The organism is Arcicella rosea, assembly GCF_014204325.1.
GTDB lineage: Bacteria > Bacteroidota > Bacteroidia > Cytophagales > Spirosomataceae > Arcicella > Arcicella rosea_A.
Window position 1 is genome coordinate 137,589 of the sequence record NZ_JACHKT010000008.1, and the last position, 17,403, is coordinate 154,991.

The 17,403-nt window shown below is 33.5% G+C and carries 11 protein-coding genes; 8 read left to right on the top strand and 3 right to left on the bottom strand.

The features are described 5' to 3' along the window. Positions 1-534: 534 nt before the first annotated feature. From HNP25_RS07540 to htpG, 5 genes are all read left to right on the top strand, one after another. Entirely contained in the window at positions 535-1,071 is a 537-nt protein-coding gene (locus HNP25_RS07540; protein ID WP_184132762.1) for an RNA polymerase sigma factor, read from the top strand. A gap of 135 nt (positions 1,072-1,206) precedes the next feature. After that, positions 1,207-2,412 (top strand): hypothetical protein, encoded by a 1,206-nt coding sequence (locus tag HNP25_RS07545; RefSeq protein WP_184132765.1) that lies wholly within the window; start codon positions 1,207-1,209, stop codon positions 2,410-2,412. 116 nt (positions 2,413-2,528) lie between these two features. After that, the gene (locus tag HNP25_RS07550) at positions 2,529-3,191 is read left to right on the top strand and encodes an outer membrane beta-barrel protein (protein WP_184132767.1); all 663 of its coding nucleotides are present in this window, start codon (positions 2,529-2,531) and stop codon (positions 3,189-3,191) included. 193 nt (positions 3,192-3,384) lie between these two features. Further along, positions 3,385-3,630 (top strand): acyl carrier protein, encoded by a 246-nt coding sequence (locus HNP25_RS07555; protein ID WP_184132770.1) that lies wholly within the window; start codon positions 3,385-3,387, stop codon positions 3,628-3,630. 548 nt (positions 3,631-4,178) lie between these two features. Further along, positions 4,179-5,999 (top strand): molecular chaperone HtpG, encoded by a 1,821-nt coding sequence (gene htpG, locus HNP25_RS07560; protein WP_184132842.1) that lies wholly within the window; start codon positions 4,179-4,181, stop codon positions 5,997-5,999. 72 nt (positions 6,000-6,071) lie between these two features. On the opposite strand, the gene HNP25_RS07565 is transcribed toward htpG, so the two are convergent. After that, positions 6,072-8,480, bottom strand: a complete 2,409-nt coding sequence (locus HNP25_RS07565) for a heavy metal translocating P-type ATPase (RefSeq protein WP_184132773.1) — start codon at positions 8,478-8,480, stop codon at positions 6,072-6,074. 189 nt (positions 8,481-8,669) lie between these two features. On the opposite strand from HNP25_RS07565, the gene HNP25_RS07570 reads away from it, so the two are divergent. From HNP25_RS07570 to HNP25_RS07580, 3 genes are all read left to right on the top strand, one after another. Beyond that, positions 8,670-9,365, top strand: coding sequence for a Crp/Fnr family transcriptional regulator (locus tag HNP25_RS07570; RefSeq protein ID WP_184132776.1), 696 nt, complete (start codon positions 8,670-8,672; stop codon positions 9,363-9,365). 138 nt (positions 9,366-9,503) lie between these two features. Further along, positions 9,504-9,869, top strand: coding sequence for a Crp/Fnr family transcriptional regulator (locus HNP25_RS07575; protein ID WP_184132778.1), 366 nt, complete (start codon positions 9,504-9,506; stop codon positions 9,867-9,869). A gap of 100 nt (positions 9,870-9,969) precedes the next feature. After that, positions 9,970-10,803 (top strand): universal stress protein, encoded by an 834-nt coding sequence (locus HNP25_RS07580; RefSeq protein WP_184132781.1) that lies wholly within the window; start codon positions 9,970-9,972, stop codon positions 10,801-10,803. Between the two features lie 64 nt (positions 10,804-10,867). Here the strand turns inward: HNP25_RS07580 and HNP25_RS07585 are convergent, their stop codons facing one another. Further along, positions 10,868-15,025 carry a hybrid sensor histidine kinase/response regulator gene (locus HNP25_RS07585; RefSeq protein WP_409012500.1) on the bottom strand — a complete coding sequence of 1,386 codons (4,158 nt, stop codon included), beginning with the start codon at positions 15,023-15,025 and terminating at the stop codon, positions 10,868-10,870. Between the two features lie 380 nt (positions 15,026-15,405). Continuing rightward, complete coding sequence (locus HNP25_RS07590) at positions 15,406-17,298, bottom strand: beta-N-acetylhexosaminidase (RefSeq protein ID WP_184132786.1); 1,893 nt, start codon at positions 17,296-17,298, stop codon at positions 15,406-15,408. Between the last annotated feature and the right edge of the window lie 105 nt (positions 17,299-17,403).

Sequence of the window (17,403 nt, forward strand, 5' to 3'; positions counted from 1 at the left end):
TGTTTGATGAACAATTGAGTGTCTAATCAAATTGATTAAAATATATTTAAACTCGCTTCAATATTTAGTTTTCTGATAGAAATGACTAAATGTGGTAATTGAGTTGCCTAAAATTACACTTTCGTAAAAAGTTAAATAACACCATGATTATCAACACTTTAAATAAAATAAAAAGACAATATTTTTTAAAAATGTCTTTTCATTACTGATAAAATGTTAATTCACACCCCAAAAAGCATCCAAAATTGTGCCAAAGAACGAAAAAGAATAAACTATTTTTAACACTAGAAATATCGACTTTAACACCATAAATAGGCATTTATCAATTCATTGAGGACTTTTTTTAACAAAAAAGATAAGTAGATTTTCCAAAACCAAAGTAGCTAATAAACTGTCATTTTTATTTACATGAAATTTCGAGTATTTTCAGGAAGTATTAAACTGTATTATTTTAGTGGTAGTCAGCATGAAAAAAATGAAATATTTTTTTCATAAAAGCAATACGAAGAAAACAATCGGTGTATTCTGATATAGATGACGACAGAACAACTACTACATACATTAAAACAGTGCCGAAAGAATGACCGTAATGCCCAACGAGAGCTATATGAAAGCTTTTACAGGTATGGGTTGTCGGTTTGTGTACGCTATGTGGCAGATATTGATACGTCCAGAGAATTGTTAAATGATGGTTTCATGAAAGTGTTTAGTAATATAGATCAATACAAGCCCGATTATCCTTTTGTCAACTGGTTCAAAAGGATTTTAGTGAATACTTGTATTAATCATCTTCGGAAATCACATCAAGAAATCCCGACTGCTGAATTAGTAGAAGCATCTGAAATGGGTATGGAAATGGATTTATTTGGAAAGTTTTCGGTTGAAGAAATCGCTATCCTCATCCAACAATTGTCGCCTGCCTACAGAACGATTTTTAATCTACACGTTATTGAAGGTTATGAACATAAAGAAATTGCCGAAATGTTGAATATTTCAATTGGCACTTCGCTTTCTAACCTTCATAAGGCCCGAAAAAAATTACAAGAATTGATTTTAACTAATAATTTTTAAATATACTTAACGATTATCTTTTAAGTAGTGATTAATAAATAGCGATTGGCAATTAGCATTTCAAACATCCAGTTATCAAACATTTATAAGAACTAAAAACGATAATCATTTTTTAGTTATCAAAGCACTAAAATCATGGATGAACAAGATTTTGACCGACTGTTTGGTTCGCAGCTCCCCAATTTTGCGGGTAGTGACTGGCGGGAAATGGAAGGGCGTTTGGAAAGACGAGATTTAAAACGGAAAATAACCAGATTAATGTGGGCTATCCCCTCAATAGCTACTATTATGTTTGGCGTTTCTGCGGTATTGTACCATTATTTGAATCAAACTCAGCAAAAACTAGCAGCATTAGAGAATCGTTTGGTAGCAGTACATGCCAAATATTCAAGTAAACCAGATACGATTTTTCAAAAAACAATAGTGTACGACACCATTTATCAAAAAGTATTCGTCACCAAAACAATTGTACAAGTACCCAATTCCATTGAAAAATTTACCAATAACCAAAACAACGCTTACTTCGAAAAATATGATAATAAAACTACTGAAGAACAATCTTTAATTGAAAGAGAAAAGTATATGGGAATCAATAAATTGAATTTCAAAAGTCCAATTTTATATACTTCATCACTTGATAAAAAAAATATGATTGAATCTTTTAAGTCGGTGGAAATCGAAGAAGATTCGCTCATTACTGAAAGCCATTTTTCTATCATTCCAAAATCGCTTTCTATCGGTGCTTTAGGTGGTGTTCAGAAACCAATTGGCGATTTTTTTGAACGAGGTGGAGGTACTCAAATTGGCGTAAGAACAGTATTGGGTTATCATAATAGCAAAGGTTTGGAACGTTGGGGTGTGGTAATTGATTTCCAGAAAAACGACCTCTTTTTTGAGAATCACAAAGAAGATGGTTTCGGGCAATTCGGTGGTCTTTCAGGTACAATTGGAAATCCAGGTGGAGGGAAAAAACCATTGAAAAAAGTTGATGTCCCTAAGTTTTGTGCTTATCAAGTTGGCTTGGGCTTGCGTTACAACTTATTATTTAATCAAAACTTTAAACCTTATTTTGGAGTAAACTGGAGTGTGCAAATACCTAACCAATATAATATAAATTACTATTATGAAGACCCAACAAACAACCAAAGTACCTCTAACAAACAAGCATCAGTGGCTAATTTGTTAGGGGGAAATGTTGGGGCGACTTACCAATTTTCAAAACATTTATTAGCCAATGTAGAAATGTATTTTCAGACACAAGCGTTAAAAAACCAGAATCCATTAGATGCCCCAGCTACTTTAGGTGCTAGGCTTGGGCTTTTTTATCGATTTGGAAATTGAAGTAAATGCTAAGTTTTAAATATAATCCTTATTTGATTTCAGGTTTTCAGAAAAAAGCCTGCTGGTAAATTCTTTGTCTAAAAAAATATCTAACCACTATTGTTTATAGTAAAATCATGAAAAACAATTCGATTAAAGTAGTTATTGCAATGTATGTATTGAGTTTCGGATTCAATACAAATGCTCAAAGTACAAATCAAGAAGAACCTATTTTTGGAACGGTTCTCTCGAAAAAATCAACGAGCGATTCCACTAAAAAGCCTTTTAATTTATTCAAGCCCGCTTTTTTAAGGCTTGGAATAATTGGCGGAAGTATGATTTCATTTGATGGAGGCAGAGGTTCAAATGGAGGAATGTTAGGTTTGCGAGTTGAATATGGTATTTCTAATCGTTTTTCAGTCGTTGGGCAATTTCAAAATAACAGAAGTAGGAATGATGATTTCCCAGATGCACAAGCATCATTAGGTTTAAATTGGATGCCATTCAAGAGTAAACGTTTACAACCTTACGTTGGACTTGGCGTAGGTATTGGTGGAGATGGATTACGCAGAAATGATTTTCGCAATTCAGGAAGAAGATTTGATTATGATAATCTGAATGAAAGAAGACATGCTGAAGGTTTCGGTTTGTTAAAAACTGGCTTAAACTACGTATTAGCCAAACGCCTTATCGGAACAATAGAAGCTAATTATGAGATGCCATTTCAAAACAAAGATTCAAACGGAAATGCCAATATCGCTTTAGGTTTGTCGTATCAATTCGGAAGAAACAAAAAATAGCAACACAAATTTGGTTTTTTATAAACGGTTGGGGCATTTGCCCTGACTGTTTCTTGAAAAATTTAGAAAATTTTCACGCATTAATTTCAATCAAAAAATAATTTACTAACTGCTTAATAAATTATTTTTTGATTGAAACCAGTAAAACGTTAATTCTTGCAATAGAAACCTCAACCCATAAAAATCATATTTTATGAACACATCGGTCTTGGAAACAATCCAGTTTTTTTTAACAAAAACATTCTATGTAAAACCACATCATGTGAAACCTTACACTAGAATTCATGAAGATTTGAGACTTAGCCAAATGGAGTTTTTAGAAATGGTTATGACTGTTGAAAATACATATCAAATACAACTAGCCGATAATGAATTAGGACGTTGCAAGAAAATTAATGACCTCGCTCTGATGACTGAGCGAGCTTTAGGAAGAATATGAGAGTTTTTTTCTAGGACGTTGCAAGAAAATTAATGACCTCGCTCTGATGACTGAGCGAGCTTTAGGAAGAATATGAGAGTTTTTTTCATAGATGTAGAGTTTAAGTGAATTGGAAACGCCATAAAAAGACTTTATGGCGTTTTTTGTTACCCAAAAAAAACAGCTCATATCTCAAAACAAAAAACCTCACGACTAGCGATAGTCATGAGGTAAATTGAGTATGTTAGTGCACATTGTTGGATTGTATAGCAAAGGTGGTTACTTTATCGGAGAATTAAAATACGTATTTATACCTATTTTGAAGAAAAATAAACTTTAAAGTAGTAAAAAGACATTGATAAAATACTTAGAGATAAAATTAATAGAATATTCAGAGGCAAATTAATAAATGAATATTTTACCTGAATATGAATTATATCAATAGTTTATATTAATGGTGGGCTTTTCTTCTGCCAATTTGACATTTCAAGCTTTCTTGGAACTTAATTTGCGAATCAAGCTTTCATATAAGTTTGAAATGTTTTAAGCTAAAAAATGACAAAATGACTATGCAAGAAAAAGGTAATATCTCGATTCATACCGAGAACATTTTCCCGATTATTAAAAAATTCCTTTATTCAGATCACGAAATTTTCCTTCGTGAATTAGTTTCAAATGCCGTTGATGCTTCACAAAAAATAAAAAGATTAGCTTCAATTGGTGAATATGCTGGTGAGTTGGGTGCATTGAAAGTGACGGTTTCTTTCGATAAAGAAGCAAAAACTATCACTATTTCAGATGCAGGTTTGGGGATGACCGCCGATGAAATTAAAAAATACATTAATCAAATCGCTTTTTCGGGTGCTACCGAATTCGTAGAAAAATACAAAGATAAAGGTGATGAAAAAGCCATTATCGGACACTTCGGTTTAGGTTTTTACTCTGCCTTTATGGTGGCTGAAAGAGTTGATATTATCTCAAAATCTTATCAAGAAGGTGCAGAAGCAGTAAAATGGACTTGCGATGGTTCAACTGAATTTGAAATTTCTGAGGCTACTCGTGATGCTCGTGGTACTGATATTATTCTTCACGTTGCCGAAGATTCTTTAGAGTTCTTAGAAGAATTCAAATTGAAACAAATTCTTGATAAGTACTGTAAATTCTTGCCGATTGAGATTGAATTTCAAGAAAAAATCATCAATAATCCAACGCCAATTTGGACAAAATCTCCTTCTGAATTAACAGATGAAGATTACCTTAAATTCTACGAAGAGCTTTATCCATTCTCGGAAAAACCTTTGTTCTGGATTCATTTGAATGTTGATTATCCTTTCAACTTGACGGGTATTCTATATTTCCCTAAAGTGAAAAATGAATTACAGTTACAACGTGAAAAAATTCAATTATACAGTCGTCAAGTATTTATTACTGACGAAGTAAAGGACATTGTTCCAGAGTTCTTGATGCTTTTACACGGTGTAATTGACTCTCCAGATATTCCTTTGAACGTTTCTCGTAGCTTCTTGCAAGCTGATAGTAATGTGAAGAAAATCAATTCTTACATCACTAAAAAAGTAGCGGATAAATTAGCAGAATTATTCAAAGCTGACCGTAAAGGTTTTGAAGAGAAATTTGAAAATATCGGACTTTTCGTAAAATACGGAATGATTTCAGATGAAAAATTCTATGACCGTGCCAAAGATTACTGTTTAGTTCAAAATGTAGATGGCAAGTATTTTACTTTGAACGAATACGCAGAGTTTGCTCAAGAGAACCAAAAAGATAAAAACGACGAAGTAATCTATTTATATACAAGTGATGTAAAAGGTCAAGATAGTTTTATCCAGTCTGCTAAAAAGCGTGGATACGATGTCTTGAAATTGGATTCTGTGTTAGATAGTCACTTTATCAATCAGTTGGAAACTAAATTGGTGAAAACTAATTTAAAAAGAGTTGACGCTGATACAATTGAAAAGTTGATTGACAAAGGTCTTGCTCTTGATATTGTACTTTCAGAAACTGAAAAAGAAACGGTGAAGAAAGTGTTTGAAGAAGTAATTAACGACACTACAAAAGTAGTGGCTTTGGAAGCGATGCCAGTGGATGAATTACCTGCCGTGATTACTCAAAACGAATTTATGCGTAGAATGAGCGATATGTCACGTGCTGGTGGTGGTGGCGGAATGGGAATGTTCGGTACAATGCCAAATAATTATATTGTTTCGGTGAATGCCAACCACGCCTCTGTTGCTAAAATTCTTCAAACTACTGATGCTGAAGAGCAGAAAAAATTAGCAAAACAAGTATATGATTTGGCTTTATTGTCGCAAAATATGCTTACTGGTGCAGATTTAACAGCCTTTATTCAAAGAACAGCTTTGGCATTGTAAGAGTACAAATTCATGAAAAAGTGCTGTTAGGTTTTACTTAGCAGCACTTTTTTGTGAATTCAAATATAAAATCTACTCCCTATTTTTAAACATTTTTTTGCCTTTTACAACCATTCCGATGGATGCAATTCCTACCAAAGTAATTGAATTTAACGGCATTAAAATTGCCGCTACTATCGGTGAAAGTGTTCCTTGAACAGCAAAAGTTAAACCGATACAATTATACATCAACGAAAATACATAACTAAAGCGAATCAGTTTTAAGGCAAACTTACTGTACTTCAAATAGGAAGGAAGTTCTTTTAAATGTTCTGCTGCAATAATTCCATCACTCATTGGTGTAAAATTCAATGTGTCATCTGTTACAGCAATCCCAATTTCTGCTTGTTTTAAAGCACCTGCGTCGTTCAACCCATCGCCAATCATAATTACTTTTTTACCTTCCGCTTGAAGCTTTTTAATAAATGAGAGCTTTTCTTGTGGCGTACAGTCAAAATGTAAATACGCTTTGTTTTTAAACCAACTTTCAAGATGCGTTCTTTCACTTTGGTTATCGCCCGAAAGCAAGTAAGTATCATAATGTTCACCCAAATCTTTAATCGTACCTTCTATATCTTTTCGATAATGATTTGGCAACATAAAATAGCCTAAATATTCATCATCAATTGATAAATGAGCGACTGACGCTGAGAAAGATTTAGGTTCAGGTTTTAATGAAGGATTCACAAAAGCACTTGAGCCTAACTTCACAAAATGTCCATGAAATTTTCCTTCAATACCTTTTCCAGTTGTTTCATGAAAATCTTCAATCGCTAAAAAGTGTTTTTCCTCAAAGATTTCTTTGATTTTCTGAGAAATCGGGTGAGAAGAATTATGTGCCAAAGAAACAACTAACATTTCTTCAAAAACCGAAAGCGGACGTTTTCCTTGAAACTGTGGCTTCGCTCCTTCTGAGGTTGTAATTGTTCCCGTTTTATCAAAAACGATAGTATCGCAATTTGCCATTGTTTCAATGACATCGCCATTTTTTAGATAGAAATGTTGTTTGCCAAGAATTCTTAACCCATTTCCTAAAGCAAAAGGATAACTCAAGGACAAAGTACAAGGACAAGCAATAATCAAAATCGCAGAAAAAGCATTTAGCATTTTACTGACATCAGTAAAATACCAATAAATCGCCACCGAAAAAGCTAAAGTTAGCACGCCAAAAGTAAAGTACTTTCCAACTAGATTAGAGAATGATTTAATCCTACTCTCCTGTTCTTTCTGAAACGTATCGTTGTTCCAAAGTTGGGTTAAATAACTTTGTGAAACATCTTTCAATACTTCCATTTCAATACTTGCTCCAACTTGTCGCCCGCCTGCAAAAAGAAAATCGCCTAATTGTTTTCTTTCCAAAGCGGCTTCGCCTGTTACAAAACTGTAGTCGATATTGGCTTCGCCTTTGTATAAAAGTGAATCCGCAGGAATCAATTCTCCATTTCTAATCAGAATTTTATCACCTTTTTTCAAAGCACTTACCGAAACAGATTCATGTTCACCAAAAACTAATCGAGTAACGGCTAATGGAAAATATGATTTATAATCCCGTTCAAAAGAAAGAAAATGATACGTTTTTTGCTGAAACCATTTTCCGATTAACAAAAAGAAAATCAACCCAGTAACAGAATCAAAATAACCCGCACCATGATTAAAAACGACTTCATAAATTCCTCTAAAAAATGCCACCAAAATACTTAGCAGAATAGGGAAATCAATATTTACTATTCCTTTTCTTAGACTTTTATAAACAGATTCAAAGTATCCTGAGGCTGAATAAAATACTACGGGCGTCGCCAAAACAATATTCAAATAACCAAAAAGTAATTTATAAGTATCGTCTTGTAAACCCAAGTATTCAGGAAAACTAAAAAGCATAATATTGCCCGCACAAAAACCTGCTAAACCTAGCTGAGTAAGTAATTTTCTATCGTTGGGTCGCTTTTTTTCTTTTACAACATCGTTCAACGACATCAAAGGTTCGTAGCCAACTGCACTTAGTAACTCAGCCAACTGACGAAAAGTGATACCGTTTTCTGCTACATGATGCTTGAAAGTAACGGCTACTTGTTTCTTCAAAAAATCAACTTGCGAACGTTCAATTCCTTCATGTAAACGATATAAGTTTTCGAGTAAATACAAACACGAACTACAGTGAATCGTTGGAATATAAAAAGTGATTTTCGAGATACTTTCGTTTTGAAAATCTAAGAGTGTTTTAGCAATTTCTGGATTATCTAAAAACTCAAAACGTGAAATTTGTGGCGTATTACCAGATTTTTCTTCGATTTGGTAATAATTACAAAGATTGTTTTGGTCAAGAATTTCATACACAGTTTTACAACCGTCACAGCAAAAATACTTTTCTTCAAGATGAATATGGTCGTCGGGGCATTCGTTTCCGCAGTGAAAACAGAGTTGCGCAGTATCAGTAGCAATCATGAGAATGGCGTTTATTTTTGAGCGAAAAGACTGATGCTCAATATCAAAAACTCAATTTATTGTTTTGATTCATCAAAGTTCAGCTTTAGCAATAAGCCAAAGAATGAGTAAAGCAATTGTTAAAACTGATAAAAGTCATTTACAAAGGTGGGATTAAGACGCAATTTCGGGGATATTAATCCCGAAAAAATGATGAATCCTAGTTGTAATACATGCGAATTCAAGAATTCGTCTCTCTTTAAAAACTGTTCTTCTGATGAATTAAATCATTTAAACGATAACAAATGTTTTAATGTCTATAAAAAAGGTCAAGTGATTTTTCATGAAGGAAATCGCCCATTGGGGCTTTTTTGCGTGTTCAATGGCAAAGTAAAAGTAAGTCGCTTAGGCTCAGACGGAAAAGAACAAGTAATTAGATTAGTAAAAAAAGGTGATACTTTGGGCTATCGTTCTTTGATTGAAAATTCAAAATATAGTGCTTCTGCCATTGCTTTAGACGATACTGAAGCCTGTTTTATTTCGGCTTCAGAATTTAATCATCTTATTGATAGCAATGTAAAGGTCGCTAGTGATTTGATGCGAATGCTTGCCAAAGTATTGGGCGATACGCAAGATAAATTGGTTCACTTAGCGATGAAGCCTGTACGAGAACGCTTGGCGGAGGCTTTGCTGTTATTAAAAAGCACTTACGACGACAAAAAATCAGAGCATTTTTCTATTTCAATTTCCAGAGAAGACCTTTCATCCATTGTTGGCACTGCTAAAGAAACCGTCATTCGTTTTCTTTCAGAATTCAAAGAAGAAGGCATTGTAAGTACTCGTGGCAGTGAAATCACCATTCTCAGGGCTGATAAATTATTGCAAATAAGTAGCTTGTACGATTAGCCAATAGCTTGCGGTAAATAAGTCTTATCAGTTTTTGTTAGTTAAAGTGGGCTTATTTTATCAGTACTTGTATTGATAAAAATCATTTCAGTGAAGTAGGCAAAGCACTAACTTGTCGCCAGATTAATAAAAATCAACATGAACGAAGCAGAAAAAGTTATATTGTCTAGTGGTATTCAACTAAGTTTTAAACAAGGTGACTATCTATACCGAAAAGGGCAAAATCCCGATTACGTTTTTTACATTAAAGATGGTAGTGTAGAATTAAAAGATGGTTTGAAAAAGACAATCGTCTTGAAAAACAAGAAGTACTTTTTAGGTTTAGAAGAAATGCTTTTAGACAAAGATCATCTTTACAGCGTAAAAGTCTTAGAGCATTCTATCTTTCTTATTTTTGAAAAATCATTGATAGATGCCTTGATTTATGAACACACCGATATCAGAAGGTATTTTATGATGAGTATCTGTAATCAATTAGAAGAAAGCAACACTGTTTTTGAATAAAAATCATAGCTGATAAATATCATTTTTTCTTCAGAGTACAGTCATAATTTTCTAGTCATAAATCAAGGAACTTTCGGACATAAATTTTAATTTCAATTTTATGAAAACAATCCTTTTTCCTACTGATTTTAGTGATAATGCAAAACATGCCGCACAATATGCAGGAATGTTGGCAAGGTTATTTAATGCAAAAATAGTTTTATTAAATGTATATAGTATTCCTACCATTTCTGAATATCAATTGCCCTCTGAAATTGAAGATTTTATTATTAGAAACAGAAAAGAAGCAGAACAAAATCTTCAGAGCTTCACTGCACATTTTATCGAAAAAACAGGTTTAGTTTCAGAGAGAATCACCCAGCGAGTTGAGTACGGATTAGCTACAGATAAAATTATAAACATTGCCAATCAGCTTAAAGTTGATTTGATTGTGATGGGAACCCAAGGAGCAAGTAATATTTTTGAACGCTGGTTAGGTACTCATTCACAAGAAGTAATGAAAATGGCAAACTGCCCAGTGTGGGTTATACCAGCAGATTCGCCAATTAATTATCCACAAAATTTACTATATGCTGCCGATTTTCAAGGCGATGAAGTGGCTGCTATTGAAAACCTTTTAAGCATTACCAAACCATTAGGTATAAAATGCAAAGTAGTGCATGTACATGATTACTTTGAACCCAATGTTGGACATGCTGTTCAAGAAATGATAAGTTTATTAGAAGATAAATTTGAGAAAGAAGATTTAGTTGTAAAGTGTATCAATCGTGCTGAAATAATAGATGGTTTAGAAACTTATATCAAAAATCAGCAGCCTGATGTAATTGTTTTAGCAAACCACGATAAATCTTTATTAGATAAATTTTTCAATGATAGCGTTACCAAACATTTTGTTCAAAAAGGGAAATTGCCACTTTTAATTTTTAAAAAATAGTAAAACACAAAAGCGTTATTCTATGATTCATTCATAAAATAACGCTTATTTTTTGGTGTCTTTCTTATACTTCTTGCGTATTATTCTCTTTGATTCTTCCGGCCCATTTCTCCAACAATTTCACAAAAGCTTCTAGTTGAAATGGTTTTCCTAAGTAATCATCCATACCAGCCTCATCACATTCTTCCTGACAATCGTTCATCATATTAGCAGTCATTGCTACGATAATTGGTTGTATGATTCCAGTATTTTGTCTGATTTTGGTTGAGGCTTCCAATCCGTCCATTACAGGCATTTGCAAATCCATCAAAACAATATCATAATGTTTTTTATCGAATGCTTCTAATGCCAAAAGTCCATTTTCAGCTAAATCGGCTTCATAACCCAATTTACTCAATACTTTTAAAGTAAATTTTTGGTTCATCGGATTATCCTCAGCTACCAAAATAGATACGGGGAATCGTTCTGCAAAATCATTCGCCAATTTTTGAACGACAGGCTGGGTAGTTGTCTTATCTGTCAAAGCTTTATCTTCATTTATCATTAAACTTGTAAGTACATTTTTATGTAAAATATGTTGCTTTACAGGTTTCGTTAATACTGAACAAAATAAATCTGGGTATTCTTTATGCTGATAGTCAGCGATAGAACTAAGCAACATTAATGGTAATTTCTGTTGAATAGACCTAATTTTCAAAGCTAGTTGAATACCATCCATTTCTGGCATTTGCATGTCTGTAATCACCATGCTCAACTCTTTCTCATTTTCTAAAATCTCTAATGCTTCACTTCCTGATGAAGCAATCAGCGGAATCATTTTCCATTGTTCTAATTGTCCTTTCAAAATACTCCTATTAGTTGAATTATCATCCACTACAAGTACTTTTTTATTTTGTAAAAATTCCGCTTTAGGTAAAATAGGACTAACAATTTCAGGTGCTGTACTTCTTGATACTTGCATTGAGAAAGTAAAAGTAGCACCTTCTCCAAATTCACTTTCTACACTCAATTCACCCCCCATTAAATTAACTAGTTTTTCGCTTATGACTAAGCCCAACCCAGTACCACCATATCGGCGAGTTGTGGATGAATCAACCTGTGAGAAAGCTTTAAATAATCTATCAATTTTATCAGCTGGAATACCAATACCAGTATCAATCACCTGAAAACCAATTTGTAATGGGCTTCCTATTTCATTTTTCATCATAAAAACTCTGATGAAAATTTCTCCTTTTTCCGTAAATTTAATAGCATTACCTACTAAATTCAACAATACTTGTCTTAATCTTAAAGTATCTCCAACCACTTGGTCAGGAACATCGGCTTCGATTTGGCACAACAAATCTAATTTTAAAGAAGCTGCTTTCACTGCAAATACGTCAAGGATTTCCTCTATACATACTCTTAAATTAAAATCTTTGGCTTCTAATTCCATTTTGCCAGATTCAATTTTAGAAAAGTCGAGAATATCGTTAATAACCGTCAGCAAATCATCTCCACAAGCATGAATTGTTTTAGAATAATTACGTTGTTCTTCGTCCAATTGAGTTTCTTCCAATAATGATGCTACCCCAATAATCCCATTCAAAGGAGTACGAATTTCATGACTCATGGTTGCCAAGAAAATACTTTTAGCTTTGTTGGCTTGTTCTGCCTCTTTCCTCGCTTTTCTTTCATCAGCAGTTGACTGCATCAATTGAGCTGTTCTTAATTTCACTTCTTTTTCAAGCTGTATTTTCTTGATACTTATTATACCAATTCTATAACGATAAAAGGCAAATGCACCACTAACTACTAACAACACTACTAAAAATCTAAACCAAAGTGTCATCCAAAAAGGTGGTGTGATAATCAAATTGATAGCAATCCCATCTTCATTCCAAAGGCCATCATTATTTGATGCTTTTACCCTAAAAACATAATTCCCTGGATCTAAATTAGTGTAGGTCGCTCCACGTTTGTTACCGATATAACTCCATTCTTTATCAAAACCTTCTAATTTGTAAGCATATTGGTTTTTTTCGGCTAAAGTATAATTCAATGCAGCAAATTCAAATGAAAATACTGATTGTTTCCTATCAAGAATAATCGTTTTGGTTTCGTTAATATGATTAGCAAGCGGAGATTTATTCCCAATTTCCACAGCCTTGTTAAAAATATAAAAATTGGTAATGTAAACTGGCGGAACGAATGGATTATCAATTACTTTACGGGGATCAAAAACATTAAAACCATTTTGTCCACCAAAGTAAATTTTACCATCAGAAGTTTTTAAATAAGAATGTGTTTTGAATTCATTTCCTTGTAACCCATCAGAAATATCATAATTCTTAAAAGTCTTATTTTGGTAATTAAATCTCGAAATTCCTTTATTGGTACTTATCCAAAAAAAGCCATCATTGTCTTTCACAATTCCATTAATGACATCGTTGGGAAGACCATCTTTCTCAGAAATTTTTGTAAAGGTATTTGTATTAGGGTCAAAAATATTTAATCCACTTCCTGTACCAATCCATAATTTCCCATTCTCAAATTCGGTTATCTCATTCACTAAATTATCACATAGACTATTTGATTGCCTTGGATTGTGTTTATAATGAATAAATTTTTTCGTTTGGATGTCAAATTTATCTAAACCATTATCCGTACCAATCCAAATATTACCTTTAGGGTCTTCCCAAAGTGCACTAACCACATTATCGCAAAGTGTAGAATTATCTTTAGGGTTGTTGATATACTGAGTAAACTTTTTGGTTTGTCTATCAAAATAATTTAATCCTCCACGCCAAGTACCAATCCACAGATTCCCTTTTTTATCTTTAATAATAATATTTACACTTTTTGATGACAAAGCATTTATGTCATTATCAACTGGTAAATGATGGGTAAATTCACCCGTTTTAGTATTAAATAAGTCAATACCTCCTCTGTGATAGCCCAATGCAAGTAGATTTTTTTCTACTTCTAATACTGTAATTATATAATCTGTACTTGGTGAATTTGGATTATTATTCTGATGTTTAAAGGCAGTAAATTGTTTTGTTCTTGGATTGAATTTATTAAGCCCGCCACCGTCTGTTCCTATCCAAATATTGCCTTCATAATCGTTCTCTAAAGCCAATACGATATTATTATTCAAACTATTCTGCCCAATTCTATGCTTGTAGAGTGGAAATTTGCTTCCTGATTTTGGCAAATAGTTCACTCCTCCAGAGTATGTTCCTATCCAAATATTGCCAATATCATCTAGGTATAAACTATAGACAGAATTATTGCTGAGGCTTGTATTATCATTAGCATCATTTACGATGGTTGTAAATGAATTATTTTTTCTATCATAAACACTAATTCCTCCATTTTCAGTACCTATCCAAAGATTTTTTTCTTCATCTTCCATGAAAGACAAAATATCATCCAAAGCTAGGCTGTTAGGATTCTTCGGGTTATGCTTGTAAGAAGTAAATGTATTGTTTGTTACATCAAATTTAGCAATACCTCCGCCTACTGTACCAACCCAAATATTATTTTCAAAATCATTATAAACGGTTTTTATAAAACTTGAAGGAACACTTTTAGGATTTTTAGGGTCATTAAAAAACTTTGTAAAACGCTTTGTTTCGGGATTGAACTTATTCAATCCATCTTGCGTAGCAACCCAAATTTCATGATTTTTATCTTCGCAGATTTTAAAGATATAATCGTTACTTAGACTGTTTTGGTTATTGTCTTCATGTTTGAAAGTGACATACTTACCAGTTGTTGGGTTAAATAGGATTAGTCCAAAATTAGTACCAAGCCATAATCTCTTTTTACTATCTTGAAAAATATCTCTAACAATTAACCTTTTGTCTATTTTGATAGAATGTGTAAATACTTCTTTCTCACGGTCAAACTTATCTAAACCAATACCTGTTGCTACCCAAATGTTTTTATCAGTATCTTCCAAAACATCATATACAAGATTATCGCTTATTGTTTTATTGTTATCGGCTGAATGCTTGTAAATCGTAAAATTGTAAGCATCGAACTTATTAAGTCCTTCGCCAGTAGCAAACCACATAAACCCTTTGCTATCTTTCATGATAGCTCTCACATGGCTTTGCGACAGCCCCTCGGTATTTGAAAACCTTTTAAAATGCGGAGATTTATAGGTTTGTGCAGAGATAGCTAGCCCAAACGGTAAGGTAAAAAGTATTGATATAAAAAACCTTGATAACATCATTTTTTAATTCTTATAGTGGTTTGTCAAGCGTTTCTTCGCTGCTTTAATAAATGTTCTTGAAAAATTTCAAAAGACCATTTTAAGCGAGATAAGAATCTCTATTATACCCCTATTACAATAATCGGGCTAAAAATACGGATTTCGAAAAAAATATTTCATTTTATCTTTAAGTCAGTCAGCATTGAACTATGAAAAAACTAATTTTTCACTTCACCATCCTCCGTGTTGTCGTATTTTAAATCGAACTAAATTTGTACAAACGAATAAAATTCTACTATTCTGCAAAAAATAATGTTTCACTATTCAAGTTAAATTAATTTTCTGAGAAAATAATCATTCTTGACTAATGAAACATTTATTTAATTTCAATCGTAAAAAAATTATTGCTTAGTAGCTCTTTTTTCTAATTCTGCCCTTTTCAAAGTAATTAAATGACCAATTGGTTTGTCTTTACGATAAGTGATTACTCTTAATGTGATAGCTCCTTCTGGTAGCTCAACGATTTTACTGTATTTTGTTGAAAAATTATCAGGCATCGTATCGTCAATGCTATAATAAATATCTAAATCAGATAATTCTGAGCCCAATTCCAAACTCAATTTATTATTCTTCAAAGTCGTTTTTACGATTGCATCATAGACTGCACGAGAATAATTTACTTGGGCAAGGTCTGCTCTATCAAATTGTGCTTCCATGCGTTTCGAGAAATTCTCCCAATTTTTTGAAGCTTTCGGCGACCAATACACATCTGCCAAAGCCCAAACTCTTGGGTAAGACATATACTCTGCATAACGTAAATTTGGAATTTGCTCAGTCCAAAGGTTGGCTTGTCCACCCAAAATATACTTTGCCTCTACGCCATCTGGAACAGGTTCAAAACTATAACTTTTACTTACTCTCAAACCTGCATAGATTGGAGGGTCAACCGTATTATCGCCTTGGTTATAATCTATATAAGCAAAAGTTGTAGGTGTCATTACTACGTCGTGTCCTAATTTAGCAGCTTCAATTCCTCCTTTTATACCTCTCCAGCTCATTACGGTTGCTTCTGGCGAAATTCCACCTTCTAAGATTTCATCCCAACCGATGAGTTTTTTACCTTTCGCTTTCAATATTTTCTCTAAGCGATTCATAAAATAGCCCTGCAAATCTTCGACGTGATGAATTTTAAGTTTTCTCATCAATTCCTGACAACCTTCATCCGCTGCCCAAAAACCTTTATAGCACTCGTCACCACCTACGTGAATGTATTGATTGGGGAAAAGTGCTGCTACCTCGGTAAATACTTTATCCAAAAACTCATATACTTTTTCGTCCGAAGGATTCAAAGTATTTTCATACAAAACCTTGAAAGTACCGTTTCCGTACCAATCAGCAATGGAAGCTCCCGGATTAACAAAAGTTTTTGGATTTTTATTACAACTTAATTCTGGGTATGCCGCAATTGCCGCCATGCTATGCCCCGGCACGTCGATTTCAGGTACAATTGTTACATTGCGTTCTTGTGCATAACGCACTACTTCTTTAATGTCTTCATGTGTATAAAAACCTCCTTCGGTAGCAGCCTCGCCTTCTTTCGGAATGGCACGGTCGCCAAAATGTCCTGAGCGAGGTACTCTGAACGCACCCACTTGCGTAAGTTTTGGTAAAGATTTGATTTCGATTCTCCAACCTTCATCATCTGTTAAATGCCAGTGAAAAGTATTGTATTTCATACGAGCCAATTGGTCGATGTACTTTTTTACGTCTTCTTTTGAAAAGAAATTACGGCTCACATCAAACATTACACCACGCCAAGCGAATCGTGGATAATCTGTAATTTTCACGGCTGGAATTGTCCAAGCCGTTTTAGCCAATTCTTTGCCTTCAATTTCTTTCGGTAATAATTGTACTAAAGTTTGAATGCCATAAAATAAACCAGCCGAAGTATTTGCCGAGATATTTACACCTTTGGCATTCGATTCAAAAGTATAGCCTTCTTTACCGATTTTTTCGTTTGGTACGTCGTTGATATTTAATTGAATCGCTCCATTTTTTCCTTCTTGTACTTTCAAAGAAAAACCTGTTGGCATACTGATTTTTTGTGCCAACATTTCTGCCGTAGCACGCCCTTCTGCTTTGTTGAAAGTAATCACAGAAGATTTATTGAGCGTAAATACGCCGCTAAGTTCTATGATTTCAACGGGTTGGGGAATAATGTTTAAAGGAACTTTTTGAGCTTGAGCCGTGAAACCGACCGCCAGAGAAAGTAAAATCAACAATGATTTTTTCATCGGGAATATAGTTTTTGTTGTGACAAAGTTTTACTAAATACAATTATACCATTTTTCAGGACGGATTCCTTACAGAGTATGGTATTTTACTTGAGAAATTTCCCT